Annotated in this window: 21 protein-coding genes and 3 pseudogenes; 7 read left to right on the top strand and 17 right to left on the bottom strand. The window is 65.6% G+C overall.

All coding sequences use genetic code 11. The features are described 5' to 3' along the window. Positions 1 to 188: 188 nt before the first annotated feature. Positions 189 to 848 (bottom strand): orotate phosphoribosyltransferase, encoded by a 660-nt coding sequence (pyrE, locus tag MasN3_RS05205; RefSeq protein ID WP_209589676.1) that lies wholly within the window; start codon positions 846 to 848, stop codon positions 189 to 191. 138 nt (positions 849 to 986) lie between these two features. On the opposite strand from pyrE, the gene MasN3_RS05200 reads away from it, so the two are divergent. Further along, positions 987 to 1,757 (top strand): exodeoxyribonuclease III, encoded by a 771-nt coding sequence (locus tag MasN3_RS05200; RefSeq protein WP_281912812.1) that lies wholly within the window; start codon positions 987 to 989, stop codon positions 1,755 to 1,757. A 22-nt stretch (positions 1,758 to 1,779) separates the two neighbouring features. Here the strand turns inward: MasN3_RS05200 and MasN3_RS05195 are convergent, their stop codons facing one another. The 12 genes from MasN3_RS05195 to MasN3_RS05140 form a co-directional block, all read right to left on the bottom strand. Continuing rightward, positions 1,780 to 2,730, bottom strand: coding sequence for a pseudouridine synthase (locus MasN3_RS05195; protein ID WP_281912811.1), 951 nt, complete (start codon positions 2,728 to 2,730; stop codon positions 1,780 to 1,782). Positions 2,731 to 2,742: 12 nt separating this feature from the next. Then, entirely contained in the window at positions 2,743 to 3,648 is a 906-nt protein-coding gene (locus MasN3_RS05190) for a M48 family metallopeptidase (RefSeq protein WP_281912810.1), read from the bottom strand. A gap of 131 nt (positions 3,649 to 3,779) precedes the next feature. Beyond that, positions 3,780 to 4,397 carry a methionine biosynthesis protein MetW gene (metW, locus tag MasN3_RS05185; protein WP_281912809.1) on the bottom strand — a complete coding sequence of 206 codons (618 nt, stop codon included), beginning with the start codon at positions 4,395 to 4,397 and terminating at the stop codon, positions 3,780 to 3,782. Beyond that, positions 4,394 to 5,548, bottom strand: a complete 1,155-nt coding sequence (gene metX / locus MasN3_RS05180) for a homoserine O-succinyltransferase MetX (protein WP_281912808.1) — start codon at positions 5,546 to 5,548, stop codon at positions 4,394 to 4,396. The genes metW and metX overlap by 4 nt, the downstream gene beginning before the upstream one ends. A gap of 23 nt (positions 5,549 to 5,571) precedes the next feature. Then, complete coding sequence (gene ptsP / locus MasN3_RS05175) at positions 5,572 to 7,350, bottom strand: phosphoenolpyruvate--protein phosphotransferase (RefSeq protein WP_281912807.1); 1,779 nt, start codon at positions 7,348 to 7,350, stop codon at positions 5,572 to 5,574. Positions 7,351 to 7,391: 41 nt separating this feature from the next. Then, the gene (locus MasN3_RS05170; protein ID WP_027865870.1) at positions 7,392 to 7,661 is read right to left on the bottom strand and encodes an HPr family phosphocarrier protein; all 270 of its coding nucleotides are present in this window, start codon (positions 7,659 to 7,661) and stop codon (positions 7,392 to 7,394) included. Between the two features lie 54 nt (positions 7,662 to 7,715). Further along, on the bottom strand, positions 7,716 to 8,123 hold the full coding sequence (locus MasN3_RS05165; RefSeq protein WP_281912806.1) for a PTS sugar transporter subunit IIA: 408 nt from the start codon (positions 8,121 to 8,123) through the stop codon (positions 7,716 to 7,718). 1 nt (position 8,124) lies between these two features. Further along, positions 8,125 to 9,075: a glutathione synthase gene (gene gshB, locus MasN3_RS05160; protein ID WP_281912805.1), complete on the bottom strand. Its 951-nt coding sequence runs from the start codon at positions 9,073 to 9,075 to the stop codon at positions 8,125 to 8,127. Between the two features lie 299 nt (positions 9,076 to 9,374). Continuing rightward, positions 9,375 to 10,676: a glutamate--cysteine ligase gene (gshA, locus tag MasN3_RS05155; protein ID WP_281912803.1), complete on the bottom strand. Its 1,302-nt coding sequence runs from the start codon at positions 10,674 to 10,676 to the stop codon at positions 9,375 to 9,377. Positions 10,677 to 10,814: 138 nt separating this feature from the next. Beyond that, the gene (gene amt, locus MasN3_RS05150) at positions 10,815 to 12,215 is read right to left on the bottom strand and encodes an ammonium transporter (protein WP_281912801.1); all 1,401 of its coding nucleotides are present in this window, start codon (positions 12,213 to 12,215) and stop codon (positions 10,815 to 10,817) included. Between the two features lie 11 nt (positions 12,216 to 12,226). After that, a complete protein-coding gene (gene glnK / locus MasN3_RS05145; RefSeq protein WP_281912799.1) occupies positions 12,227 to 12,565 on the bottom strand; it encodes a P-II family nitrogen regulator in 339 nt (112 codons plus the stop codon). Between the two features lie 31 nt (positions 12,566 to 12,596). Beyond that, positions 12,597 to 13,325, bottom strand: a complete 729-nt coding sequence (locus tag MasN3_RS05140; RefSeq protein WP_281912798.1) for a TorF family putative porin — start codon at positions 13,323 to 13,325, stop codon at positions 12,597 to 12,599. A 286-nt stretch (positions 13,326 to 13,611) separates the two neighbouring features. Between MasN3_RS05140 and MasN3_RS05135 the strand changes: the two are divergent. Both MasN3_RS05135 and MasN3_RS05130 read left to right on the top strand, forming a co-directional pair. Beyond that, positions 13,612 to 13,839 (top strand): annotated as a pseudogene (locus MasN3_RS05135) (accessory factor UbiK family protein); the annotation flags it as partial. A 142-nt stretch (positions 13,840 to 13,981) separates the two neighbouring features. Next, the gene (locus MasN3_RS05130; protein WP_281912797.1) at positions 13,982 to 16,447 is read left to right on the top strand and encodes an adenosylcobalamin-dependent ribonucleoside-diphosphate reductase; all 2,466 of its coding nucleotides are present in this window, start codon (positions 13,982 to 13,984) and stop codon (positions 16,445 to 16,447) included. Between the two features lie 20 nt (positions 16,448 to 16,467). Here the strand turns inward: MasN3_RS05130 and MasN3_RS05125 are convergent, their stop codons facing one another. Further along, positions 16,468 to 16,968 carry a hypothetical protein gene (locus tag MasN3_RS05125; RefSeq protein WP_281912796.1) on the bottom strand — a complete coding sequence of 167 codons (501 nt, stop codon included), beginning with the start codon at positions 16,966 to 16,968 and terminating at the stop codon, positions 16,468 to 16,470. Positions 16,969 to 17,178: 210 nt separating this feature from the next. Here MasN3_RS05125 and MasN3_RS05120 point away from each other — a divergent pair, with 210 nt between their 5' ends. The 3 genes and pseudogenes from MasN3_RS05120 (at position 17,179) to MasN3_RS05105 (ending at position 20,470) form a co-directional block, all read left to right on the top strand. Next, on the top strand, positions 17,179 to 18,420 hold the full coding sequence (locus MasN3_RS05120) for an MFS transporter (protein WP_281912795.1): 1,242 nt from the start codon (positions 17,179 to 17,181) through the stop codon (positions 18,418 to 18,420). Beyond that, positions 18,417 to 20,053, top strand: a pseudogene (locus tag MasN3_RS05115) (glycoside hydrolase family 43 protein). Before MasN3_RS05120 ends, MasN3_RS05115 begins: the two are co-directional and overlap by 4 nt. A gap of 36 nt (positions 20,054 to 20,089) precedes the next feature. Then, positions 20,090 to 20,470 (top strand): SirB2 family protein, encoded by a 381-nt coding sequence (locus MasN3_RS05105; RefSeq protein ID WP_281912794.1) that lies wholly within the window; start codon positions 20,090 to 20,092, stop codon positions 20,468 to 20,470. 51 nt (positions 20,471 to 20,521) lie between these two features. Here the strand turns inward: MasN3_RS05105 and MasN3_RS05100 are convergent, their stop codons facing one another. From MasN3_RS05100 to MasN3_RS05090, 3 genes and pseudogenes are all read right to left on the bottom strand, one after another. Beyond that, on the bottom strand, positions 20,522 to 22,069 hold the full coding sequence (locus MasN3_RS05100; protein ID WP_281912793.1) for a M1 family metallopeptidase: 1,548 nt from the start codon (positions 22,067 to 22,069) through the stop codon (positions 20,522 to 20,524). A 27-nt stretch (positions 22,070 to 22,096) separates the two neighbouring features. Beyond that, complete coding sequence (locus tag MasN3_RS05095) at positions 22,097 to 23,716, bottom strand: hypothetical protein (protein WP_281912792.1); 1,620 nt, start codon at positions 23,714 to 23,716, stop codon at positions 22,097 to 22,099. After that, positions 23,706 to 24,155, bottom strand: a pseudogene (locus MasN3_RS05090) (ATP-binding cassette domain-containing protein); the annotation flags it as partial. The pseudogene MasN3_RS05090 and the gene MasN3_RS05095, both read right to left, overlap by 11 nt. A gap of 318 nt (positions 24,156 to 24,473) precedes the next feature. Here MasN3_RS05090 and MasN3_RS05085 point away from each other — a divergent pair. Continuing rightward, complete coding sequence (locus tag MasN3_RS05085; RefSeq protein ID WP_281912791.1) at positions 24,474 to 24,986, top strand: adenine phosphoribosyltransferase; 513 nt, start codon at positions 24,474 to 24,476, stop codon at positions 24,984 to 24,986. The last annotated feature ends 88 nt before the right edge of the window (positions 24,987 to 25,074 follow it).

Here is a 25,074-nt window from a genome sequence, read left to right as displayed (position 1 = left end):
GTTTTTTTGTAGGGTGGGCGGCTCCCCCCAATGTGCTGATCAGCTCTTGGCGTCGACGCCGCCCACGCGGTGATTGCTAACGGCTCCGCTCGCGCACCGGATGATCTTGCTGCGAACGATCACCGCGTGGGCGGCGCACCTACCATTGTGACGCATGGTGCCGGATGGAGCCGCCCACCCTACGCATGTCAGACGCCGTAGCGCGTGCGATAGGCCGCCACCGCATCCTTGTGCGCGCCCAGCTCGGCGCCGCCCGCGTTCGAGAGATAGGTGAACAGGTCGTCCAGGTTGGCGATCGAGATCACCGGGATGCCGAATTCCTTCGACACCTGCTGCACCGCCGAATGTTCGGACAGCGCGCCGTCCTTGCCGGAACGCTCCATGCGGTCCAGGGCGATCAGCACGGCGGCCGGTTCGGCGCCGGCGGCGCGGATCATGTCGACCGATTCGCGCACCGAGGTGCCCGCCGAGATCACGTCGTCGATGATCACGACCTTCCCCGCCAGCTTGGCACCGACGATGGTGCCGCCTTCGCCGTGGTCCTTGGCTTCCTTGCGGTTGTAGGCGAAGGAGGTGTTGCGGCCCTTGGCGGCCAGCGCCACCGCGGTCGCGCTGGCCAGGGTGATGCCCTTGTAGGCCGGGCCGAACAGCATGTCGAACTGCACGCCCGAATCGAGCAGGGTCTGGGCGTAGAACTGGGCCAGCTGGCCCAGGGTCGCGCCGTCATGGAACAGGCCGGCGTTGAAGAAGTACGGCGACTGGCGCCCGGCCTTGGTGGTGAATTCACCGAAGCGCAATACCTCGGCCTTCACCGAAAACGAAATAAACTCCTGGCGCAGATCGCTCACGTGCTTCTCCCAAAATTTCGAAAGCACGTATTGTAACGTCCTTGTCGGGCCATTCCGGCGTCCGGCAAAACACGCTACACTGTCGCGCTCCCGCGCCGCCCTGCCGCGTCGCTCCGCATTGTTACCTTGACCAGATCCATGCCACGAATTATCTCCGCGAACCTGAACGGTATCCGTTCCGCCCACAAGAAAGGTTTCTTCAACTGGCTCGCCACCCAGTCCGCCGATTTCATCTGCGTGCAGGAACTGAAGGCGCAACAGGCCGACATGACCGAGGAATTCCTCGCGCCCCACGGCTACCACGGCCACTTCCACTACGCGGAGAAGAAGGGGTATTCGGGCACCGGCGTCTACAGCCGCGTCGCGCCGGACAACAAGCGCATCGGCTTCGGCTGCATGGAATTCGACGCCGAAGGCCGCTACACCCGCTGCGATTTCGGCAACCTGACCGTGATCTCGGTGTATTGCCCGTCCGGCTCCTCGTCGCCGGAGCGTCAGCTGGCCAAGTTCCGCTTCATGGAGGTGTTCCTGCCTCACTTGCAGGAGCTGAAAGCGGAAGGCCGCGAAGTCGTGATCTGTGGCGACTGGAACATCGCGCACAAGGAAATCGACCTCAAGAACTGGAAGAGCAACCAGAAGAATTCCGGCTTCCTGCCGGAAGAGCGCGCCTGGATGACCCGCATCTTCGACGAGATCGGCCTGGTGGACGTGCACCGCAAGCTGGCGCCCGATGCCGCCGATTACACCTGGTGGAGCAACCGCGGCCAAGCCTATGCCAAGAACGTGGGCTGGCGCATCGACTACCACGTGGCCACCCCGGGCATCGCGGCGACCGCCAAGTCGGTGTCGATCTACAAGGATGAGAAGTTCAGCGATCACGCCCCGCTCATCATTGATTACGATCTCTAATAGTTAAGCCCGATTTAGAAGATCAGGTTCTACATCCTGGAGGCCAGTCGAGCCGGAAGCCGCTCTCGAAGCGGCGCGGCTGGCCGCTCAGTGGATCCTCGAAGGCGATCGAACGCGCCAGCAGCTGCAGCGGCGCGCTGAAATCGTCTCCCTTGCACGGCAGCGCCACCGGATAGAAGGCGTCGTTCAGGATCGGCGCGCCGAGCGCCGACAGGTGCAGGCGCAGCTGGTGCTTGCGGCCGGTGTGCGGGTGCAGCCGGTAGTGCGCCACGTCGCCGCGCCGCTCGATCAGCTCGATCAGGGTTTCCGAATTCGGTTCCCCCGGCACTTCCTCGCTCACGAAAAACTGCTCCGCATCCTGCATGCGGCTGCGGTAGGTGAAGGGGAATGCCCTCCCCTCGATCGGGCCCGCCAGCGCCTCGTAGACCTTGTTCACCACCCGCTTCTGGAACATCGACTGGTAGGCCCCGCGCGATGCCGGGTTGTGCGAGAAGATCACCACCCCCGCGGTCTCGCGGTCGAGCCGGTGGATCGGCACCAGGTGCGGCAAATCATATTGCTTCTTGAGGCGCACCAGGAGGGTCTCGTGCAGGAAGCGGCCGGTCGGAATGGTCGGCAGGAAGTGCGGCTTGTCGGCCACCAGCAGGTGCTCGTCCTGGAACAGCACCCGCTCCCGGAAGGGGATCGGGGTTTCGGCTTGCTCCAGCTCGCGGTAGTACCAGATGCGCATGCCCTGGCGCACGGGGCTGTCGGCGGCGAGCGCCGCCCCTTTCGCATCGACGATCTCGCCGCGCGCCAGGCGCCGCGCCCAGGCGGCTTCCGGCACGTCGGGAAAGCGCTCGGCCAGAAAGCGCAGCATGCCGCCCGCCCGGGTCTCGGTGATCCACAGGTAGCTGGGCGCGACCCCGTCGCGCACCGGCAAGGGAACATAGGCGTTGGCTTCGGCCTGGTGCCCTTTCCTGCCTTTACTCATTCACAGCGGCCATCAACGCAGGGCGACATTGGTCTGGTAAGGCGGCAGCTTAGCGACGGTGGTGCCCTTGGCGCGCGCGTACACCGGCAGCAGCAGGTTCATATTTCTTTCCATGTCCCGAATGCGGCTCTCTCCGCCCGGGTGGGTCGATAGAACCTCAATCGGCGCGCGCTGGTCCAGGGCAGCCATCTTGCGCCACAGCGCGATGCCGGCGCGCGGATCGTAGCCGGCGCGGGAAGAAATATCCAGTCCCACCAGGTCGGCCTCGCGTTCGTCGTCGCGCGAGAATTTGAGTCCAACGAACTGGGCGCCGTAGTTGGCAACGGTGCCGGTAATGCTCGGATCGATACCGAAAAGGCCCGACACCAGGGCGCCGCCGAGACGGGCAACCGCCGTGGTGCCGAGTTGCTTGGCCATCTTCTCGCGGCTGTGCTCGCGCAGTGCATGGGCGATCTCATGGCCCATCACGGCAGCCACCTCATCGTCCGTCAGCTTCAGCGAGCTCAGGATGCCGGTGAAGAAGCCAATCCGGCCGCCCGGCATGCAGAAAGCGTTCACATCCTTCGAGTCGATCAGGTTGACCTGCCATTGCCACTGAGTGGCATCCTGGTTCCAGCGGGTGGTGTGAGGAATGATGCGCTTGGCGATGGCGCGCAGGCGCTGGACTTCCGGATGCGAGGCCGGCAGCAGCACGCCTTTCTGTTGCGCCTGGCTCATCATCTCCGTGTACTGCTGCGCTGCCGCTTCGTTGAGCGTTTCCGCCGGAACCAGCTTGCTCAGGCGCGAGAGCGGCCTGACCTTGATGCCGTCCTGGACCGTCGTATTGCGGTCGTCCTGCGCCACGGCAGTGCCGACGCCGGCGGTACCGAATGCGGCGATCAGCGACAGGCTGACGGCCAAATGTTTAAATTTTGTCATGTCGTCACCGATAGGCCGTTCTTAGCAGCACTATCTCCAAAGAAAGTATCCAGTTGAGACCGCAATAGCGCCGATCATCGCGGAAAGCGGTCAGCTCGACTAGCCGCCACCGCACATAAGCGCAAGCGAAATCAGGCCACGACGCCCGACTTCTTGCGCAGCCGGAACACCGCGAGACTGCCCCGCAGGTTCGGCAGGAAACTCACCGGCTTGCCTTCGGCCAGGGCCACGTACTCCAGCACTTCCAGCCCGCACTTCTCGGCCAGGTCCTTGAAGTCGTGGATGGTGGCATAACGCACGTTGGGCGTGTCGAACCACTGGTAGGGCAGCGTGCGCGAGACCGGCATCCGCCCGCGAATCAGCGCCACGCGGTGCGGCCAGTAGGCGAAGTTGGGGAAGGAGACGATGGCTTCCTGGCCGACCCGCACGATGTCGCGCAGGCGCGCCTCGACGTGCTGCATCATCTGCAGCGAGGACAGGCACAGCACCACATCGAAGGCGTTGTCGCGGAACAGGTCGAGGCCCTGCTCCATGTCGTGCTGGATCACGCTGATGCCGCGCTGGGTGCTCTCCAGCACCTTGTCGTCGGCGATCTCGACGCCGTAGCCGGTACAGCCCTTGCTCAGCTCCAGGTAGCGCAGCATGGCGCCGTCGCCGCAGCCGACGTCGAGCACGTGGGCGCGCTCGCGCACCCAGTCGGCGATGAAGGCCAGGTCGGGACGCAGGGCGTTCAGGTCGTTCAGGTTCATGCGGCCTCCTTGCCTGCGAGTTCGAGGGCAATCCGGTCGTAGTAGGCACGCACCACCGCCATGTAGCGCGCATCGTCCAGCAGGAAGGCGTCGTGGCCGTGCGGCGCGTCGATCTCGGCATAGGTGACCTTGCGCCGGTTCGACAGCAGCGCCTCGACGATCTCGCGGCTGCGCTCGGGCGAGAAGCGCCAGTCGGTGGTGAAGGAAGCGATCAGGAACTGGGCCTTGGTGCCCGCCAGCGTCTTGGCCAGGTCGCCGCCATGGGCGCGCGCCGGATCGAAGTAGTCGAGCGCCTTGGTGATCAGCAGGTAGGTGTTGGCGTCGAAGTATTCCGAGAACTTGTCGCCCTGGTAGCGCAGGTAGGACTCGATCTCGAAGTCGATGCCGAAGTCGAATTTGTAGTCATTGTTCTCGGCCGCGTTGCGCAGCTTGCGGCCGAATTTTTCCGCCATGTCGTCGTTCGACAGGTAGGTGATGTGGCCGACCATGCGCGCCACCTTCAGGCCGTTCTTCGGCACCACGCCGTGTTCGTAGAAATCGCCGCCGTGGTAGTCCGGGTCGGTCAGGATGGCCTGGCGCGCCACGTCGTTGAAGGCGATGTTCTGGGCCGACAGCTTGGGCGTGGAGGCGATCACGATGCAGTGGCGCAGGCGCTCGGGGAACATGATGCTCCACGACAGGGCCTGCATGCCGCCCAGCGAGCCGCCCATCACGGCGGCAAAGCAGTCGATGCCGAGGCGGTCGGCCAGGCGCGCCTGCGCCGCCACCCAGTCTTCCACCGTCAGCAGCGGGAAGGCCGCGCCATAGGGCTTGCCGGTGGCCGGATTGTCGTGCATCGGCCCGGTCGAGCCGAAGCAGGAGCCGAGGTTGTTCACGCCGATCACGAAGAAGCGGTTGGTGTCGAGCGGCTTGCCCGGCCCGACCATGTTGTCCCACCAGCCCTGGCTCTTGGGCTGGCCGGCATAGGTGCCGGCCACATGGTGCGAGGCGTTCAGCGCGTGGCAGACCAGCACCGCGTTCGACTTGTCGGCGTTCAGGGTGCCATAGGTTTCATACATCAGCGTGTAATCGCCGATGCTGGCGCCGCTTTGCAGGCGCAGCGGCTCGGCGAAATGCATCGCCTGTGGTGTGACGTTTCCGATCGATCCCATGGAAGCTGTGGAGGTGTTTCTTGTCAGAGTGTTTGGAGCTGCTCGACCGCGCTGGCGATGTCGTTCGGCTCGATCGAGCGCAGGATGCGGCGCGTGCGGGTGGTGATCGCGGACAGGTCGCTGTTCAAGATTTCCTGCTTCACCGACAGCAGCTGCGCCGGGTGCATCGAGAATTCGCGCAGGCCCATGCCCAGCAGCAGGCGGGTGAGCTTGGTGTCGCCCGCCATCTCGCCGCACACGGCGACGTCCAGGCCGGCCTTCTGGCCGGTGGCGATGGTCTGGGCGATCAGGTTCAGGACCGCCGGGTGCAGCGGATTGTACAGGTGCGCCACCTCGTAGTCGACGCGGTCGATCGCCAGCAGGTACTGGATCAGGTCATTGGTGCCGATCGACAGGAAGTGCATGCGCTTGACGAACATCGGCAGCGCCAGCGCGGCGGCCGGGATCTCGATCATGGCGCCGACTTCCACGCCCGGGTCGTACTTGACGTTCTCTTCGCGCAGTTGGGCCTTGGCCTGCTCGATCATGGTCAGCGTCTGGTCGATCTCGAAGGCGTGCGCCAGCATCGGGATCAGGATCCGCACTTTGCCATACGCGGAGGCGCGCAGGATCGCGCGCAGCTGGGTCAGGAACAGCTGGGGCTCGGCCAGGCAGTAGCGGATCGCGCGCAGGCCCAGCGCCGGGTTCAGCGCGGTGTGCTCGGTCGGGTCGAGCGGCTTGTCGGCGCCGACGTCGAGGGTGCGGATGGTCACCGGGCGGCCCTTCATGGCCACCACCGCCTTGCGGTACTGCTCGAACTGCTCGTCCTCGCTCGGGATCTTCAGCCCGTGCCCGAGCCCATGGCTGCGGCCCATGAACAGGAACTCGGAGCGGAACAGGCCGACGCCGCTGGCGCCGGCATCCAGCGCCGCCGGGCAGTCGTCCGGCAGCTCGATGTTGGCCAGCAGCGTGACCGCAGTGCCATCCTTCGTCACCGCCGGGGTCTTCTTGAGCTTGAGCAGGCGCTTGCGCGCCTTGATCAGGGCGGCCTGGCGCGCGCGGTACTGTTCCAGCACCAGCTGGCTCGGGTTGCAGATCACCACGCCGGCGTCGCCGTCGATGATCACCCAGTCGTCCTGCTCGATCAGGCGCGAGGCCTGGCTCATGCCGACCACCGCCGGGATGTCGAGCGAGCGCGCGACGATCGCCGTGTGCGAGTTCTGGCCGCCGACGTCGGTGACGAAGCCGACGAAGGCCTGCGCGTCGCCGGCCCGGTCGCGGAAGGCCAGCATGTCGGCCGGCGAGATGTCGTGGGCCACCACGATCATCTGCGGCGTGGCCTGGTCCTCGCCCGCCAGCGGCGGCGGGATCTCCAGCGCGGTGCCCATCAGGACCTTGAGCACCCGCTCGGCCACCTGCTGGATGTCGTGCTTGCGCTCGCGCAGGTACTCGTCCTCGATCTCGTCGAACTGGCTGGACAATTCGTCGATCTGGGTCACCAGCGCCCATTCGGCGTTGTAGTGGCGGGTGCGGATGATGTCGAGCGGCGCCTCCGAGATCATGGGGTCGGACAGGATCAGCGCGTGCACGTCGATGAAGGCGCCCAGTTCGGTCGGGGCGTCCTTGGGCAGCTCGGTCCACAGGGCCTGCAGGCCGCGGTGCACTTCGGCGATGGCGTGCTGCAGGCGCGCGACCTCGGCCTCGACCTGTTCTTCCGGGACCAGGTAGTGCTTGACGTCGAGCGCGGCCGGGGTGAGCAGGTGCGCGCGGCCGATCGAGATGCCGCGCGAAACCGGAATGCCGTGGAGCGTGAACGATGCCATCGAGGGTCCCGTGTGGCGGGGAGCTGCCGCTTCGCGCGGCATTACTCGCCTTCGCCGAACTTGTCGTTGATCAGGCCGCCCAGGGCGGCGATGCATGCTTCCTCGTCGGGACCGTCGGCCTCGAGCAGCACCTTGGCGCCCTTGCCGGCGGCGAGCATCATGACACCCATGATCGACTTGGCATTGATGCGGCGTCCGTTACGGGTGAGCCAGACGTCGCTCTTGAACTTGGCGGCCAGTTGGGTGAACTTGGCGGAGGCGCGGGCGTGCAGGCCCAGCTTGTTGATGATCTCGAATTCCTGTTGAATCATGTTCTCGCTTATTGTCTGGTTGTTGCCCGTGGCCAGAATATGGTTAAAGTGTGTTCAGCTCGATCCGACGCGGATGCGGTTGTCCACCCGCACGGCGCCGTTCTGAGCGCCGGCCAGGGCCATTTCCACCACCACGTCGAGGGTGTCGCGGCGGTAGGTGATGGCACGCAGCAGCATCGGCAGGCTGATGCCGGCGATGACTTCCACGTGGCCGGCATCGGCCAGGGAATTGCAGCAATTGGACGGCGTGCCGCCCTTGATGTCGGTGATGACCAGCACGCCGTCGCCGTCGTCCAGGCGCGCGATCGCCTCCTTGGCCAGGACATGCACCTGGGCCAGGTCCTGGTCGGCGGTCACGTCGATCGCCTCGAAGCGCTCGGTGGGGCCACGAAATACGTGGGCCACCGCGGAGATGAATGCCTGGCCCAGCGGAGCGTGGGTCATCAGCAGGATGCCAACCATGTCAGTATGTCTCAGTTGCCTTGCGTTCGACCGCGTCGATGAACATCGCGGCCACGTCGAATCCGGTCTGGTCGGCGATCTCCTGGAAGCAGGTCGGGCTGGTGACGTTCACCTCCGTCAGGAAATCGCCGATCACATCCAATCCTACCAGCAATAAGCCGCGTGCCGCCAGTTCCGGGCCGATGGCCTCGGCGATCTCGCGCTCGCGCGCGGTGATCGGCTGCGCCACGCCCAGGCCGCCGGCGGCCAGGTTGCCGCGCACTTCATTGCCCTGCGGGATGCGCGCCAGCGTGAACGGCACCGGTTTGCCATCGATCACGAGCACGCGCTTGTCGCCCTGCTTGATGGCCGGGATGAATTTCTGCGCCATGATGGTGTGCCGGCCGTTGGCGGTCAGGGACTCGATCACCGAGCCCAGGTTCATGCCATCGTCCTTGACGCGGAAGATGCCGGCGCCGCCCATGCCGTCGAGCGGCTTGAAGATCACGTCGCCGTGCTTCTCGTGGAAGGCGCGCAGCCGGGCCGCGCTCGAGCTGACCAGGGTCGGCGAGGTGTACTGGCTGAACTGGCCGATGGTCAGCTTCTCGTTGTGGTCGCGGATCGCGCCCGGGCGGTTGAACACGCGCGCGCCCTGGCGCTCGGCCAGCTCCAGCAGGTAGGTGCCGTACACGTACTCCATGTCGAAGGGCGGGTCCTTGCGCTCGATGACGGCGTCGAAGAACGAGAGCTGCACGCTTTCCGGCCGGTCGGCGCGGTACCAGACCTCGGCCTCGCCGGTGAGGTGGATGCGCGTGACGACCGCCGTCACCACGCCCTCTTCCAGCACCATGTCGCGCTGCTCGAAGGCATAGATGGCGTGGCCGCGCCTGGCGGCTTCGCGCATCATCGCGAAAGTCGAATCCTTGTAGATCTTGAACGTGGAGAGCGGGTCGGCGAGGAAGGCGATTTTCATGAGGCATCCATGGCGGGAGATACCCCGATTTTAGCCGGAAACGCGAAACCTCGCGGACGAGCCCCGCTTTGGCGGTCCCATCCCGCACCAGCGCAGTGCGCAAACCGGGCACCGTAGGGTGTGCGGCTCCGCCCCGCACTGTGCTCAGCCTCGTGTTTCGACGCCGCACACGCGTTCAAGCAGCTTCCGAACAGCCGTCCACCCTGATCATGGGAGCGTTGAACGCGTGGGCGGCAGATGCGCCACAGGCTGAGCGTATCGACGGGTGAAGCCGCCCACCCTACGACTGGGATAGGTTCTTAATAAACTTCCGGGTTAGGATCGGTGCGTTCCAGCTCGAGCGACGCCGCCAGCAGGCCCAGGCGCGCCACCACGCCGTACACGTAGAAGCGGTTCGGCGCCGCCGTGCCCGGCTTGGCCCTGGGGTCCGGCACCGCGTGCTGCTGGGCAAATGCCAGCGGCACGTACTGCGAGCCCGGCGCGTTCAGGTTCTGGTCGATGCCGCGTTCGGCGTGCACGCGGTAGAAGCCGCCCACCACGTAGCGGTCGATCATGTACACCACCGGCTCGGCCACCGCGTCGTTGATGGTTTCGAAGGTCGGCACGCCTTCCTGCACGATCATGTCGGTGACCGCCACACCATCCTTGATGACGGTCATCTTGTTGCGCTGGGCGCGGCTCAGGTCGCGCACCTCGCTGGCGTCCTTCACCGTCATGACGCCCATGCCGTAGGTGCCGGCGTCGGGCTTGACGATCACGAAGGGCTTCTGCTCCTTCATGCCGTATTCCTTGTACTTCTTCTTGATCTTCGAGAGCAGGGCCGAGACGGCGTCGGCCAGCTGCTCGGTGCCGACGTCCTGCTGCAGGTCGACCTCGCCGACCTTGCTGTGCAGAGGGTTGACCAGCCAGGGGTCGATCTCGATCAGCTTGCCGAACTTCTTGGCCACTTCGTCGAAGGCCTTGAAATGGTTGCTCTTGCGGCGCAGCGCCCAGCCGGCGTGCAGCGGCGGCAGCAGCGACTGCTCGTGGATGTTTTCCAGGATCGCCGGAATGCCGCTTGATAAGTCGTTGTTCAGCAGGATGGTGCAGGGATCGAAATCGGCCAGGCCGACGCGGCGCCCGTTTGCCGAACGCACCAGCGGCTCCACCACCAGCATGTTGCCGTCGGGCAGTGCCAGCGGCGTCGGCTGGGTGACGTCCGGCGACAGCGAGCCGAGGCGCACGTGCAGGCCGGTCTGGCGGAAGATCTGCATCAGGCGCGCCACGTTCTGCAGGTACATCGGGTTGCGCGTATTAACCTCCGGGATCATCAAGAGGTTACGTGCATCCGGGCAATACTTGTCGATTGCGGCCATGGCCGCCTGCACCGTCAGCGGCAGCATCTCGGTCGACAGGTTGTTGAAGCCGCCCGGGAACAGGTTGGTGTCGACCGGCGCCAGCTTGTAGCCGGCATTGCGCAGGTCTACTGAGCAATAAAACGGCGGCGTATGCTCCTGCCACTCGAGGCGGAACCAGCGCTCGATGGCGGGCGTGGCTTCGAGAATCTTCTTTTCCAGGTCCAGGAGAGGACCGGTCAGGGCGGTGGCGAGGTGCGGAACCATGGTGTGGACGTCCTAGTAGTGGCTTATTCGAATTATATCGGTAGGCTCACATATGGACGAATATCCTTATTTAAAGTGCGCATACTTGCCGTAAACGCAAAAAGGCGCCCGCAGGCGCCCTCCCCGGTCATTGCGCGCTTACAGGTGGTAAGCCGACTCCCCGTGGCTGGTGATGTCCAGCCCCTCGCGCTCGGCATCGGCCGGCACCCGCAGGCCCACCAGCAGGTCGACCAGCTTGAAGGCGATGAAGGCCACCAGCGCCGACCACACAATGGTGACGCCGACCGCCTCGGCCTGCACCAGCAGCTGCCCGGCGATCGAGTAGTCGGGCGAGGCCTTGTTGGCGACGTAGTCCCAGACGCCCTGCCCGCCCAGCTGCGGCGCCGCGAACACGCCGGTCAGCAGCGCGCCCAGGATGCCGCCCACGCCGTGCACGCCGAACACGTCGAGCGAGTCGTCGGCGCCCAGCAGGCGCTTCAGGCCGGTCACGCCCCACAGGCAGACCACGCCGGCCAGCAGGCCCATCACCAGCGCGCCCATCGGACCGACGAAGCCGGCGCCCGGGGTGATCGCCACCAGGCCCGAGACCGCGCCCGACACCGCGCCCAGCAGCGAAGGCTTGCGCTTGAAGGCCCACTCGCCGAACATCCACGACACGGCCGCCGCGGCGGTTGCCAGCAGGGTGTTGATGAAGGCCAGCGCGGCCACGTCGCCCGCTTCCAGCGCCGAGCCGGCGTTGAAGCCGAACCAGCCCACCCACAGCAGCGAGGCGCCGATCATGGTCATGGTCAGCGAGTGCGGGGCCATCGACTCGCGGCCCAGGCCGATGCGCTTGCCGATCACATACGCGCCGACCAGGCCGGCCACCGCTGCGTTGATATGCACCACGGTGCCGCCGGCGAAGTCGAGCGCGCCGTGCTGCCACAGGAAGCCGGCATTCGCGGTGACGCTCGCCAGGCTGGCGGCATCGGAAATCGCATCCGGACCGGCCCAGAACCAGACCATGTGGGCCACCGGCAGGTAGCCGAAGGTGAACCAGATCACCATGAACAGCAGCACCGCCGAGAAGCGCACGCGCTCGGCGAAGGCGCCGACGATCAGGCCGCAGGTGATGGCGGCGAAGGTGCCCTGGAAGGCCACGAAGATGAACTCGGGGATCATGGTCTCCTTGCTGAAGGTGGCGGCCTGGCTGAAGGTGCCGGCCGCGGCGTCGTAGATCCCGTTCAGGAATACCCGGTCGAAGCCGCCGATGAAGGCGTTGCCCTGGGTGAAGGCGAGCGAGTAGCCGTACAGGCACCACAGGACGATGATCAAGGAAAACACCATGAAAACCTGCATCAACACCGACAGCATGTTCTTGGCGCGCACCAGGCCGCCGTAGAACAGCGCCAGGCCCGGGATCGACATCATGATCACCAGGAGCGTGGCGACGAACATCCAGGCGGTGTCGCCCTTGTTGACGGTGGGCGCGGCGAGCGCCGGCAGCGCCAAGGCGGCGGCAGCTGCGCCGGCGAGGACTTTGGTAACGGTATGCTTCATTCGGCTTCCCCTTAGAGTGCGTCGTTGCCGGTCTCGCCGGTACGGATACGGATGACCTGGTTGAGGTCGGCCACGAAGATCTTGCCGTCGCCGATCTTGCCGGTGCGGGCGGCGCCCGAGATGGCGTCGATCACCTGCTCGAGCACGGCGTCGTCGACCGCCGCTTCGATCTTGATCTTCGGAAGGAAGTCGACCACGTACTCGGCGCCGCGGTACAGCTCGGTGTGGCCTTTCTGGCGCCCGAAGCCCTTCACTTCGGTGACGGTCATGCCCTGGACGTTAATCTCCGACAGCGCTTCGCGGACTTCGTCCAGCTTGAAGGGCTTGATGATGGCGGTAATCATTTTCATGGTGATACCTCTGTCTCGTTCAAAATGCGTTTCAGAAAGTTTTGGACACGGTCAGCACGGCCGAGGACTTGCCCAGGTTCTCGCCTTCCGGGCTGCGGTAGGCCTTGGTATTGCCTTTAATCCAGGCCAGCGAGACGGTGGCCAGGCCGAAGTCCTTGCTCAGGCCCACCTTGTAGTCGGTGTACGAATACATGCTGTTGTTGTTCACTTCCTGGCGCCCGGCATGCAGGTTCAGCATGTAGCCGTCGTGGACGTCGATGTCGGCGCCCAGGTCGAGGTAGCCGCTGCGCTTGCTGTTGGCGGTGCCGAACAGGTTGGTGGTCGAGTGCGAGTACTTGACGTAGGCCGGACCGAAGCCCAGTCGCGCATACAGCTCGAAGGTGTTGGCACGCGGGCTGAGGTCGTTGGACGGATACCAGTAGTACAGGCCGCCGACGTCATAGCTGAGGTTCTCGCTCAGCATGCCGCGCTTGCCGCCGTAGACGTCCCATTCGATGTCGCCGTCGCCGCCGAGGTCCTTGGTCCATTTGATGGTGGACAGCCAGGTGCCCACGTACAGGCCGGTCGGGCCGTGCACGTAGTCGACGCCGCCCTGCAGCGCCGGATCCAAGCGGGTTTGCGACAGGCCGCGGTAACGGTAGTCGCTGGTGATGGCGGCGTTGTAGCTGACCTGGTGCTCCGCTTCTTGGGCAAACGCAGGAACACTCGACAGGGCCAGCATGGCCCAGCTTGCTGCGGCTGCAATGGTGTTGCACTTCATGACATTCCCCTTATTTTCAACAGCTGCGTTCGACGGCTGAACCGTGACGCGGGCCGTTGCGGTTTACAATCTGGATTGCTACACGCCTGTCCACTCTTTAGCAGGATGTGTGCCAGCTCAAAAAACCATCGAAACGGTGCCGGAATGCTTGTTTTCTCAGCCATCCGCCCCATTTGCGATTCGAATAACCGGCGAAACCCCAGCGCCCGGCAGGTGCCGCGGCGCGGCGCACCAAAAGCGGAGTGCATTGCACTGTCGTGGTGCAGTGCGATCCGACTGAAAGGAAATGGACATGAACAGCTTCTTCAATGACATCCAGGGCAAGATCAACCAGGCGCTGGAAAGCTCGCCGGCCAAGGACATCGAGAAAAACGTCAAGGCGATGATGACCCAGGGCTTCTCGAAGCTCGACCTGGTCACCCGCGAAGAGTTCGACATCCAGGCCCAGGTGCTGGCCAAGACCCGTGCCAAGCTCGAGGCGCTCGAGCTGCGCGTGGTGGAACTGGAAGCGCGCCTGGCCGCCCAGGGCGGCCCCGGCAGCACGACGGCGGCGGCCACGCCGGCCGCCTCCACGCCGGCTGCCGGCGACGCCCTCCCCGGCGCCACCGATCCGTCCGCGCCGCACGTAATCCTCGACAAGCCCTGACCCCAGCGCCATGAACGCGCTCGACCAGCCGGCAGGCGCTGCGATGGCGCCGCAGGAGGTCTCGCTCGACGTCCTGCGCGAGAAATACGCCAAGGGTGAGGAAAGCAGCATCCTCGACGTGCGCCGGCGCGTGGCGCGCGCCCTGGCGGCGCTCGAACCGGAGCACCTGCGCGAAGAACTCGAAGCGCGCTTCCTGTGGGCCCAGGAACAGGGCTTCGTTCCGGCCGGGCGCATCAACTCGGCCGCCGGCCTGGGTCTGCAGGCCACCCTCATCAACTGCTTCGTCCAGCCGGTGGGCGACTCCATCTCCGGCAGCGAGGACGGTCTACCCGGCATCTACACCGCACTGTCCGAGGCGGCGGAAACCATGCGCCGCGGCGGCGGCGTGGGCTACGACTTCAGCGCGATCCGCCCGATGGGCAGCAAGGTCCACGGCACCCGCTCGCGCGCCTCGGGGCCGGTCTCGTACATGGAAGTGTTCGACGCCTCCTGCCGCACGGTGGAGTCGGCCGGCGCCCGGCGCGGCGCCCAGATGGGCGTGCTGCGCATCGACCATCCCGACATCGAACGCTTCATCGCCGCCAAGGATCAAGGCGGGCTCACCAACTTCAACATCTCGGTCGGCGTGACCGACGCCTTCATGCACGCGGTGGAAGGCGACGCGCTGTTCGAACTGGTGCACCGCGCCGAACCGGGCGACGAAGACATGGCCGGCGCCTACCGCCGCGAAGACGGGCTCTGGGTCTACCGGCAGGTCGCGGCGCGCGAACTGTGGGACAAAATCATCGCTTCCACCTACGACCACGCCGAGCCGGGCGTGCTGTTCGTCGACCGCATGAACGACGAGAACAACCTCTGGTACGCGGAAGAGCTGCGCGCCACCAACCCCTGCGGCGAGCAGCCGCTGCCGGGCTACGGCTGCTGCGACCTCGGCTCGGTCAACCTCACCGCCTTCGTGCTCGACCCGTTCGGCGCCGAGCCGCAATTCGATTTCGAGCGCATGTGCGAGGTGGCCTCGGTCGGCGTGCGCATGCTCGACCTGGTGCTGGACGCGACCGAGTGGCCGCTGCCGCAGCAGGCCGCCGAGTCACAAGCCAAGCGCCGCATCGGCCTCGGCTTCCTGGGACTGGGCAGCGCCCTGGTCATGCTGGGCCTGCGCTACGATTCCGACGAAGGCCGCGCCATGGCGGCGCGCATCGCCGAGACGCTGCGCGACGCCGCCTACGCGACCTCGGTCGCGCTGGCGCGCGAGAAAGGCGCTTTTCCGCTGTTCGACGCGGAGCAGTACCTGGACGGCCAGTTCGTCGAACGCCTGCCCGACTGGCTGCGCGACGCGATCCGCAGCTACGGCATCCGCAATTCGCACCTGCTGTCGATCGCGCCGACCGGCACCATCTCGCTGGCCTTCGCCGACAATGCCTCGAACGGCATCGAGCCGCCCTACTCCTGGACCTACCAGCGCAAGAAGCGCATGCCGGACGGGGCTATGCGCAGCTACGAGGTGGAAGACCATGCCTGGCGCCTGTACCGCCAGATGGGGCACGACATGGCCTCGCTGCCGCCCGCTTTCGTGACGGCGCTCGAGATGCGCGCGCTGGACCACCTGCGCATGGTGCAGGCGGTCCAGCCTTTCGTGGACACCGCGATCTCGAAAACCGTCAACGTGCCGGAAGACTACCCCTTCGAGGATTTCCGCGACCTGTACAGCCAGGCCTGGCAGGCGGGCCTGAAGGGGCTGGCGACCTACCGGCCGAACACGGTGCTGGGCAGTGTGCTGTCGGCGGCGCCGCAGGCGCCACAGGCCGCCCTGCCGGACCAGGACCCGCTGCAGAAGCGCTTCGAGCGGCGCCCGCTGGGCGAACTGGAATCGGTGACCTCGAAGATCGAATACGCGACCCAGGAAGGCCGCAAGACCGCCTACCTCACCGTCAGCTTCATCCGCGCCGACGGCGTGCACGAAGGCCGCAAGGTGACGGTCGAGCGCCCCTTCGAATTCTTCATGCCCTCGAACCAGCGTACCGGCGGCCAGCAATGGATCACGGCCTCGATGCGCCTGCTGTCGATGGTGGCACGCGCCGGCGGGCCGATCGCGCGGGCGCTGGCCGACATGCGCGACGTGGTCTGGGAAAAGGGCCCGGTGCGCTGCGGCCATCTCACCCGCGAGGACGGCACCCAGGTGCCGGTCTACCACGACTCGGAAGTGGCGGCGATCGCCTTCATGCTGCAGCGCGTGCTGATCCGGCGCGGCTTCCTGGATGCCTGGGGCAACCAGGTGCCGGTGCCGGAACTGGCGCGGCGCTTCGCCGAACGCGGCGGGGGCGCGGCGCTGGAGGCCGAACCGCAGCCGCCGACCAGCTCGGGCGCCCTGCCCACGGTCAGCGGCGCGAAATGCCCGGAATGCGGCGCGCGCGCGCTGCGCAAGGTGGACGGCTGCACCCGCTGCGACGAGTGCCACTACGTGGGGGAATGCGGCTGAGGGATGCGTTCCAGCGCATCCTAGCGCCGCTGGGCATAGCGATCGCGTGTCGCATCGAGGTGCTCGGCATAGCCGTCGTGATTGCGCTGGCTCGCCTCCACCCAGGCCTGCTGGGCCGCGATCGTCCTGGCGGCATCCGCTTGGAGCGCATCGGCGAGCTTCCCGTGCACCGCGGCGACATGGCGTAGCGCCGCCTCGCGTTCGGCCGACGTCATGGAGGCGAGCAGCTCGGCCGGAATGGCCTTGTGGGCCGTCTCCGGTGCCAGCGCCCCCATCAGGCGGCGGTGGCAATCCTTCCATGTCGCGATGGCCTTGAGGGCAGCGGGGCGCTGCCCCGCCAGCCCTGGCTGCACGTCCGGCAGTGTCGGGAGCAGGCAGCCGGCACCGACCAGCTCCGCGCCAATGTAGCCCGAGGTCCAGTAGGCGACTGCCGACTCGCGCGTGGCACCCGTCGTGTCCTGCTGCGCCGCGGCGCAGCTCCCGGCCAAGGTCAAGGCCACGATACCGACCAGTTTTTTCATGCCGTCTCCGTTGTTGATGAATGATGGCAGGACGAGCATAAGCCGCCCCTGCCGTTCCGGCAAATGCCATGCGCACGGAATCGATTCCCGGCCCCGCACACTGGGAAGTTTGCGCTAACATTTAGCTTAAATAATGTTATATGGTTGGCAGCCCAACATAATGGTTGCGCAAACATTTTCATTCGGAAGATCAAGGGACTGCGCTGGTGGATGATCGGCCTGGTCATGCTGGGGGCGGTCATCAACTACCTCACCCGCAGCTCGCTGGCCGTGGCCGCGCCCATCGTGCTGCAGGAACTGGACATCAGCACCGCCGAGTATTCGTACATCACGGCGGCCTTCCTGGGCGCGATCATGCTGCAGCCCTTATGCGGCTATGTGCTGGACGTGATCGGTCTGAAGTTCGGCTATGCGATGTTCGCGGTGGCCTGGTCGATCATCTGCATGCTGCACGGTTTCGCCACCAACTGGCAGATGCTGGCGGTGCTGCGCGGCTTGCTGGGACTGGCGGAAGGCTCGGCCAATCCGGCCGGGATGAAGGCGGTGTCCGAATGGTTCCCGGCGAAAGAGCGCGGCATGGCCGGCGGCATCTACAACATCGGCGCCTCGTTCGGCTCGATGCTGGCGCCGCCGCTGGTGGTATGGGCCATCCTGCACTACAACTGGCAATCCGCCTTCGTGATCACCGGGGCGCTCGGCCTGGTGTGGGTGGCGATCTGGCTGCTCCTGTACGATGCGCCGGCGCGTCACCGCCGCCTGTCCAGCGACGAGGCACGGCACATCGCCGCGGGCCAGGAGCGGCACCTGGAAGGCGACGGCAAGCGCCCTTCCGTCTCCAGCATCCTCAGGCAGCGCAACTTCTGGGGCATTGCGCTGCCGCGCTTCCTCGCCGACCCGGCCTGGGGCACGCTGTCCTTCTGGGTGCCCTTGTACCTGACCACGGTGCGCGGCTTCGACCTGAAGCAGATCGCCATGTTCGCCTGGCTGCCCTTCCTCGCGGCCGACCTGGGCTGCCTGTTCGGCCCCGCGGTGGTGCTGTGGCTGCAAAAGCGCGGCGTGCGCCTGATCGACGCGCGGCGCGGCGCCTTCACCCTGAGAGCGATCATGATGATGGGGGTGGCCTTCGTCGGCTTCGTGGACGACGCTTTTGCGGCGATTGCCCTGCTCAGCCTTGCGGGTTTCGCCCACCAGACCCTCTCGGTCACGGTGATCACCATGTCCTCCGACCTGTTCCGCCGCAACGAAGTGGCCACCGTGGCCGGCATGTGCGGCACCTTCGGCAACCTGGGCCTGCTGATCTTCTCGCTCCTGATCGGCGGCTTGATGAGCAGCGTGGGCTACACGCCTTTCTTCGTCAGCCTGGCGGTGCTGGACCTGGCCGCCGCCGTCCTCCTGTGGACCCTGGTGCGCGAACCGGTGCGCGCCGATTCTCCCGTCAAGGAAACAGCATGATCCAGAACCCGACTCTGCCCGGCTTCAATCCCGATCCGTCCATCGTGCGCGTGGGCGAGGATTACTACATCGCCACCTCCACCTTCGAGTGGTATCCGGGCGTGCAGATCCACCACTCGCGCGACCTGGCCAACTGGCGGCTGGCAAGCCGCCCATTGAAGCGCGCGAGCCAGCTGAACATGCTCGGCGCACCCGATTCCTGCGGGGTGTGGGCGCCCTGCCTCACGTATGCCGACGGCCTGTTCTGGCTGATCTACACCGACGTCAAGCGCTATGGCCGCACCTCGACCGGCGGCGCAACGGGCAGCGCTTCCTGGCGCGACTTCCACAACTACCTGGTCACCAGCCCCGGCATCGACGGTCCCTGGTCGGACCCGGTGTACCTGAACAGCAGCGGCTTCGACCCTTCCCTGTTCCACGACGACGACGGACGCACCTACCTGCTCAACCAGCTGTGGGACCACCGGCCCGGCGGCAACCGCTTCGCCGGCATCGTGCTGCAGGAGTACTCGCGCGAGGAGCGCAAGCTGGTCGGGCAGCGCGAGAACATCTCCAAGGGCACGCCGCACGGCCTGACCGAGGCGCCGCACCTGTACCGGCGCAATGGCTATTACTGCCTGCTCACCGCGGAAGGCGGCACCGGCTGGAACCATGGGGTGACGATGGCGCGCTCGCGCAGCTTGCGCGGGCCCTACGAACTGCACCCGGACGTGAGCATCCTCAGCGCGCGCAACCGGCCTGACGCGCCGCTGCAGCGCGCCGGCCATGCGGACCTGGTCGACACGCCCGACGGCCAGACCTGGATGGTCTACCTGTGCGGCCGTCCGCTGCGCAATCGCGGCACCTGCACGCTGGGACGCGAGACGGCGATCCAGCCGATGGTCTGGGGCGAGGACGGCTGGCTGCGCAGCCGCGACGGCCGCGGCACGCCCGAGCTGCGGGTGGAGGCGCCGCCACTGCCGGAACACCGCTTCCCGCCCGAACCGGTGCGCGAAGACTTCGACGGCAGCGAACTGCCGCCCGCCTTCCAGTGGCTGCGTACCCCATGGCCCGAGGAGATTTTCAACCTGGACGCCCGCCCGGGCCACCTGCGCCTGTTCGGACGCGAATCGATCGGCAGCCAGTTCCGCCAGGCGCTGGTGGCGCGCCGGCAGGCGGCGCATTGCTACAGCGCCGGCACGGTGGTGGACTTCGAACCGCAGCACTACCAGCAAGCGGCCGGCCTGGTGTGCTATTACGGCGCGGCCAAGTTCCATTACCTGTACCTGAGCCACGACGAGGAACTGGGCAAGCACCTGCGCGTGATGAGCAGCCTGCCGAACCACATGCAGTCCGATGCCTTCAGCGCGCCGATTCCCCTGCCGGCAGGCCGGCCGGTGGAATTGCGCGTGGAGGTCGACGAGGAACGGCTGCTGTTCGGCTACCGCCTGGGCAGGAATGGCAGTGGCTGGCGCACGGGTTCGATGCCAGCATCCTGTCGGACGAGGCATCGGCGCCGGGACAACCGAATTTCACCGGCGCCTTCGTGGGCATGGCCTGCCAGGACATGGCCGGAACAGGCCTGCATGCCGATGTCGACTGGTTCGATTACCGCGAACGTCCATTCGCGATCGACCCGCGTGCGGCGACCTGAGGCATACTGGGCGGGTTGCCAATTCCCGCCCCCGCCATGCCCTATATCGCACTCAAGCACCTGCACGTTAGCTTCGTGGCCCTGAGCGGCCTGCTGTTCCTGGTCCGCGGCATCTGGATGCTGCGCGCCTCGCCGAACCTAGCGCAGCGCTGGGCCAGGATCGTGCCGCACATCGTCGACACCCTGCTGCTCGCCAGCGCCATCGGCCTGGCGGTGGTCAGCCATCAGTATCCCGGCCAGATGCCGTGGCTCACGGCCAAGGTGGTGGGCCTGGTCGCCTACATCGTGCTCGGCACCATTGCTCTCAAGCGCGGCCGGACCCAGGGCGTGCGCACGGCGGCCTTCGTGGGCGCGCTGGCCTGCTTCGCCTACATCGTGGCGGTGGCGGTGACCAAGAACCCGCTGGTCCTGATGTAAAGCAGCCCTCGTTCGAGAGGGCTGCGTGGCCATCGCGCGTCAGTCCTGCGCTCAGTCGATGCTGACTGCCTTGCGGTTGTCGCGCGACACGCGGTCGATCATCTTGTTGTACGGATCGACTCCGACCTCGAAGGGCTGCTCCTTGACCGTGACGGTCACGACCGGCTTGTCACCCGTGAGCATGCGCTTTTCCAGCAGCAGCACCCGCTCGTCCTGCTCCTTGGCGCCCGGCGCACGGGCGAACACGCCGATCTCCACCGGTTCGTCGTAGGCGCGCGGCGTTTCCTTGCCGCGGCCGTCGGCTTCCATCTTCGCCAGGTGCAGCTGCATGGTCACGTCCCACTGGCCGTCGGCGCGCTTGACCGCCTTCGCGTCGAGGACGCGGTTATCGTAGAAGACGATCTTCTCGAACAGGTCGGCGATCAGGGCATGCTTGTCCGCCGGCGCTTCGGCGCGGATATAGTCGAGCAGCTCGCTTGACGTCGTGAACGGCGACTCCTGGTAGCCCTTGTCCTCCAGGTAGCGCTTCAGCGCGCGGTTCAGCGCCGCCTCGCCGATCTCGTCGCGCAGCCGGTAGAACACCAGGCTGCCCTTGCGGTAGTGGATGTAATCCTGGTTCTCCACCTTGTACAGGGGAAGCTCCTCGATCCGTTCGCTGCCGCGCGAGCTGAGGTAACGGTCGAGTTCATAGCGCAGGAAGCGGCGCATCTGGTGGCGTCCGTATTCCTTTTCCATCACCATCAGCGCCGAGTACTGCGACAGCGACTCGATCAGCATGCTCGCGCCCTGCACGTTGGCGGCAGTGACCTGGTGGCCCCACCACTGGTGCGCCATTTCATGCGCCGTCACGTAGAACACATAGTCGATGGCCTCCTTGTCGCGCAGGTCGGCGATGAAGCCGATCGACTCCGAGAACGGGATGGTGTTGGCGAACGACTGGGCGAAGCTCTGGTAGTTGGGGAATTCCAGGATACGCACCTGCTTGTGCTGGTAGGGCGTGAACTGGGTAGTGAAGTAATCCAGCGACTTGCGGGTGGCCATGATCATCCGGTCCACGTTGTACGCGTGCTTGCGGTCGTGGTAGACCTCGATCGGCATGCCCTTCCAATCGCCTTTCTTCACCTGCCAGTCGGCCGAGAGATAGGCGAAAAACGGCATCATCTTCTGGTCCATCTTGTACTGGTAGTAGTTGCGGCCGTTTTCCTTCCACGACTTCTGCAGGTAGCCGGGCGCCAGCGCGATCTGCTCGCCGCTGGTCGAGACCGTGGTCTCGAAACTGATCCAGTCCGCCTCCGCTCCGAACATCGAATGCTGGCGCGCCGCGGTGTTCTCCAGCTTGGCCATGCGCTCGGGTTCGCCCAGGCCGCGCTTGCGGCGTTCGTTGCGGTCCTGCAGTTCCATGCCCGGCTGGTAGCCCAGCTGCGGGAAGAAGGCGCGGTTGTTGAAGAAGGTGCCGTTCAAATTGATCACGTCGGCGTCGCCACCGTTCGAGAAGCCGGGACGGCGCACGTCGACGACGAATTCCAGCGGCAGGCGTGCGCCTGGCTGCATTGGCTGCGCCAGCTTGAGGATGCTGAAGCCGGACTCCTTGTCGCTCACCAACACCTGGTGCGGGGGCAGCGCCCCCTAGGTGGTCACGACGTCGGGATTGACCTGCAGCGGCAGGGAGTCGACCGGCTTGCCGGTCTTGTTCTCCAACACGTAGCTGCCCCGGATCATGACGCGGCGCTGTTCCGGGTAGATGTCCACCGCAGCGCGCACATCAAGCACTTTGGCGTGCGGCAGGTCCTTGTACTGGCGATAGGCCTTCTCGTAACGTGCCTGCCTGTCCATGCGGACGTCGCCCGCCTCGTACCTGGCCAGGGTATTGGTGTTGTGGAAGATCCATCCGCCCAGCGCGACGACCCCGACGGTGCAGATGGCCAGCGCCACGCCGGCCCTGCCCTTCAGGCGCCGTCCCGCCTCGCGCACGCGCTCGCGCCATGCAAAGGACAGGCCGCGCACCCAGAAGGCCTGGGCCACGATCAGCAGCGCGACGGTGAACAGGCTCCAGTACGCGGCGAACCAGGCCCAGCCTTCGATGAAGTGGCCGAAGCCGTTCATGTCGGAGTACGGGATGCGTGGCATGCCGGCGAAGTCGTACAGGTTGTGCTCGAAGTGCATCACGCTGGCCACGAGCTGGAACACGATCAAGAGAATCACCAGCAGGTAACCGATGAACTTGTTGTTCGACACGACCTGCAGCACCACCGCGAACAGTCCCAGCAGGACGAAAGGAAGCCCGCCGATCAGCATGCCCTTTAGGTAGACCATCGGTTCGACCGGCGCGCCGCCCTTGACCAGCTGGATGACGATCGCCGCCAGCATACCGGTGAGCAGGAAGGCCAGCGCCACGCCCACCAGGGCCAGGCTCTTGGCCACCAGCGGCGCCCAGTTCGGCATCGGCATGGCGTCGCTCACGTCGGCGATCCTGGCCTGGCGCTCCTTGAAGATCAACTCGCCCGCGTAGAAGGTGACGATGATGAGCAGCATGAAGGTGAAGCTGCCGTTGAGCAGCTCGACCATCAGGTGGGTCATCGGATAGACGCTGGTGCCGAAGATCTCGCCCATCTGACTCGCCGCGCCCACCAGGTTGGGGACGCTGAACAGCAGCATGACCAGGAAGGGCACGCTCTTGAAGACGGCAGCCGCGTCAAAGGCGAGGATGTGCCAGCACTGGATCCAGCGCGTGGAGGCCCTGAAACGCGGCTCGATGCGCGGCAGCTTCATGTGTGCCGGCGCCTGCGCGGCCTGGGGCAGCGCCCTGGCCTTGCCGAACAGGCGCTTGCCGATGCCGGCGCGCTGCGGCTTGAAGAGCAGGAGCGTCAGGCCGAACAGCGCCAGCGCGACCGCGCTCCACAGCAGGCGGTTGGCCAACACGTAACCGCCGATCTCCGGCAGGCCCGCGTTGCGCTCCGCAGCGGAGAAGTAGCGCGTGGCGCGCCCCAGCGCCCTGCCGCCGAACGGGTCGGACAGGACGGCGACCCACTCGTTGTTGATGTCCGACGTGAAGTTACCTGCCACGATATACAGGACCAGGAAGGCCAGCACGCCCACATACACCAGCATGATCGAGCGCGTGGTCGCGGCCAGCAGCATCAATAGAGCGCCGATCAGGAGCAGGTTCGGCAGCACCAGCACCACCAGTCCCCACAGGTAGGCGTGGCCCGGGAAGGGGCCGACACGCTGCGCATCGACCCAGGGCATCAGGGGCGATGCCGAAGCGCTGGCGCATGCCGCCCGAATAGGTGCCGAGTGCGCGCTTGCGTGCATCCCACAGGTTGGTCTGCTGCAGCAGCGCGTCGACGGCTTCCTTGCGCTCGCCCTTGCCGGTGAGTCCCTTGAGGACGGCGAAGTGGTTCAGCAGCCGTTCGGCACTGACCTTCTGGTAGACGCCGAAGTCCTGGGGCAGGTAACCGAGCTGGCGGCGCAGCCCTTCCTTGTCCTGCAGGACGTCGAGGCCGTGGAAATGGATGCTTCCGCTATCGGGATCCTGCAGCGTGGCGATGGTGCGCATCAGCGAGGACTTGCCGGCGCCGTTCGGCCCCAGCAGCCCGAACATTCCGTTGGGGATATCGAGGCTGACATCGTTGATGGCCTTGACGCCATTCGCATAGGTCTTGTTGAGCTGCTTGATCGATAGCATCTGCTGGTCTCCAGGTTCTGTTGATTGGTTCGCTGCCTTGCCGCCAGGGCTATGAGGCAAGGCAAATATTGCCGTGAAGATAATGTACAGATACCAGGAGGCAATGTCAGACTTTTTGCGACCAGCGACGTCAAATCAGGAATGAATGACGTTTTTTTGTCGTCGGCGAACACCGAAAAGATGGCCTTGATCCAGGCTGCAGAGGGATTCGCGCTACTTCCTGCCGGACGACGCGAACCAGGACCGCGCGGCCTTTGCCCAGACCGGCGATAATCCTGGCATGCGACCCCGGTCGTCTCACCCACACAAGCACTTCACATGAACAATTTCAACGATGTTCCACTGGAATTCTTCCAGGATTACCCGGAACCGGGCGTCAATTTCATTGACGTCGGCTGCATCTTCGATAACCCGGAACATTGGCGCATCGCCATTGACACCCTCCACGCGCGGACCGATGAACTGCACTTCGACTTCATCCTGTCCATGGATGCGCGCGGATTCATGATCGCCGGTGCCCTCGCCCTGGAACACAAGGTCGGCTTCGCCATGGCGCGCAAGGCTGGTAAATTGCCAGGCAAATCGATCAGCATCGATTACAAGCGCGAATACGGCAGCGCGACCATCGAGATCCAGCCCGAACGCATCAAGGGCCAGCGCGTGCTGATCGTCGACGACGTGCTGGCCACCGGCGGCACCATCGAAGCGGCAGCCGCCCTGCTGCGCCAGATCGGCAAGGAGGTGGTCGGCGCGGCCGCCCTGTTCGATATCGCCTTCTTCAAGGACAAGCGGGCGCTGACCATGCCGGTGGTGACCCTGCGGGACGTCTGAAGCCTGCGCCGTGAAATGAGCGCACGCCTGGGTGCGCTCAACGAAGTTGGTTCGAAGCGGTGCCACCATCCTGCGAGTCCCTACTTGC

This window comes from Massilia varians (genome assembly GCF_027923905.1).
GTDB lineage: Bacteria > Pseudomonadota > Gammaproteobacteria > Burkholderiales > Burkholderiaceae_D > Telluria > Telluria varians_B.
This window is presented reverse-complemented; position numbering and strand designations above follow the sequence as displayed.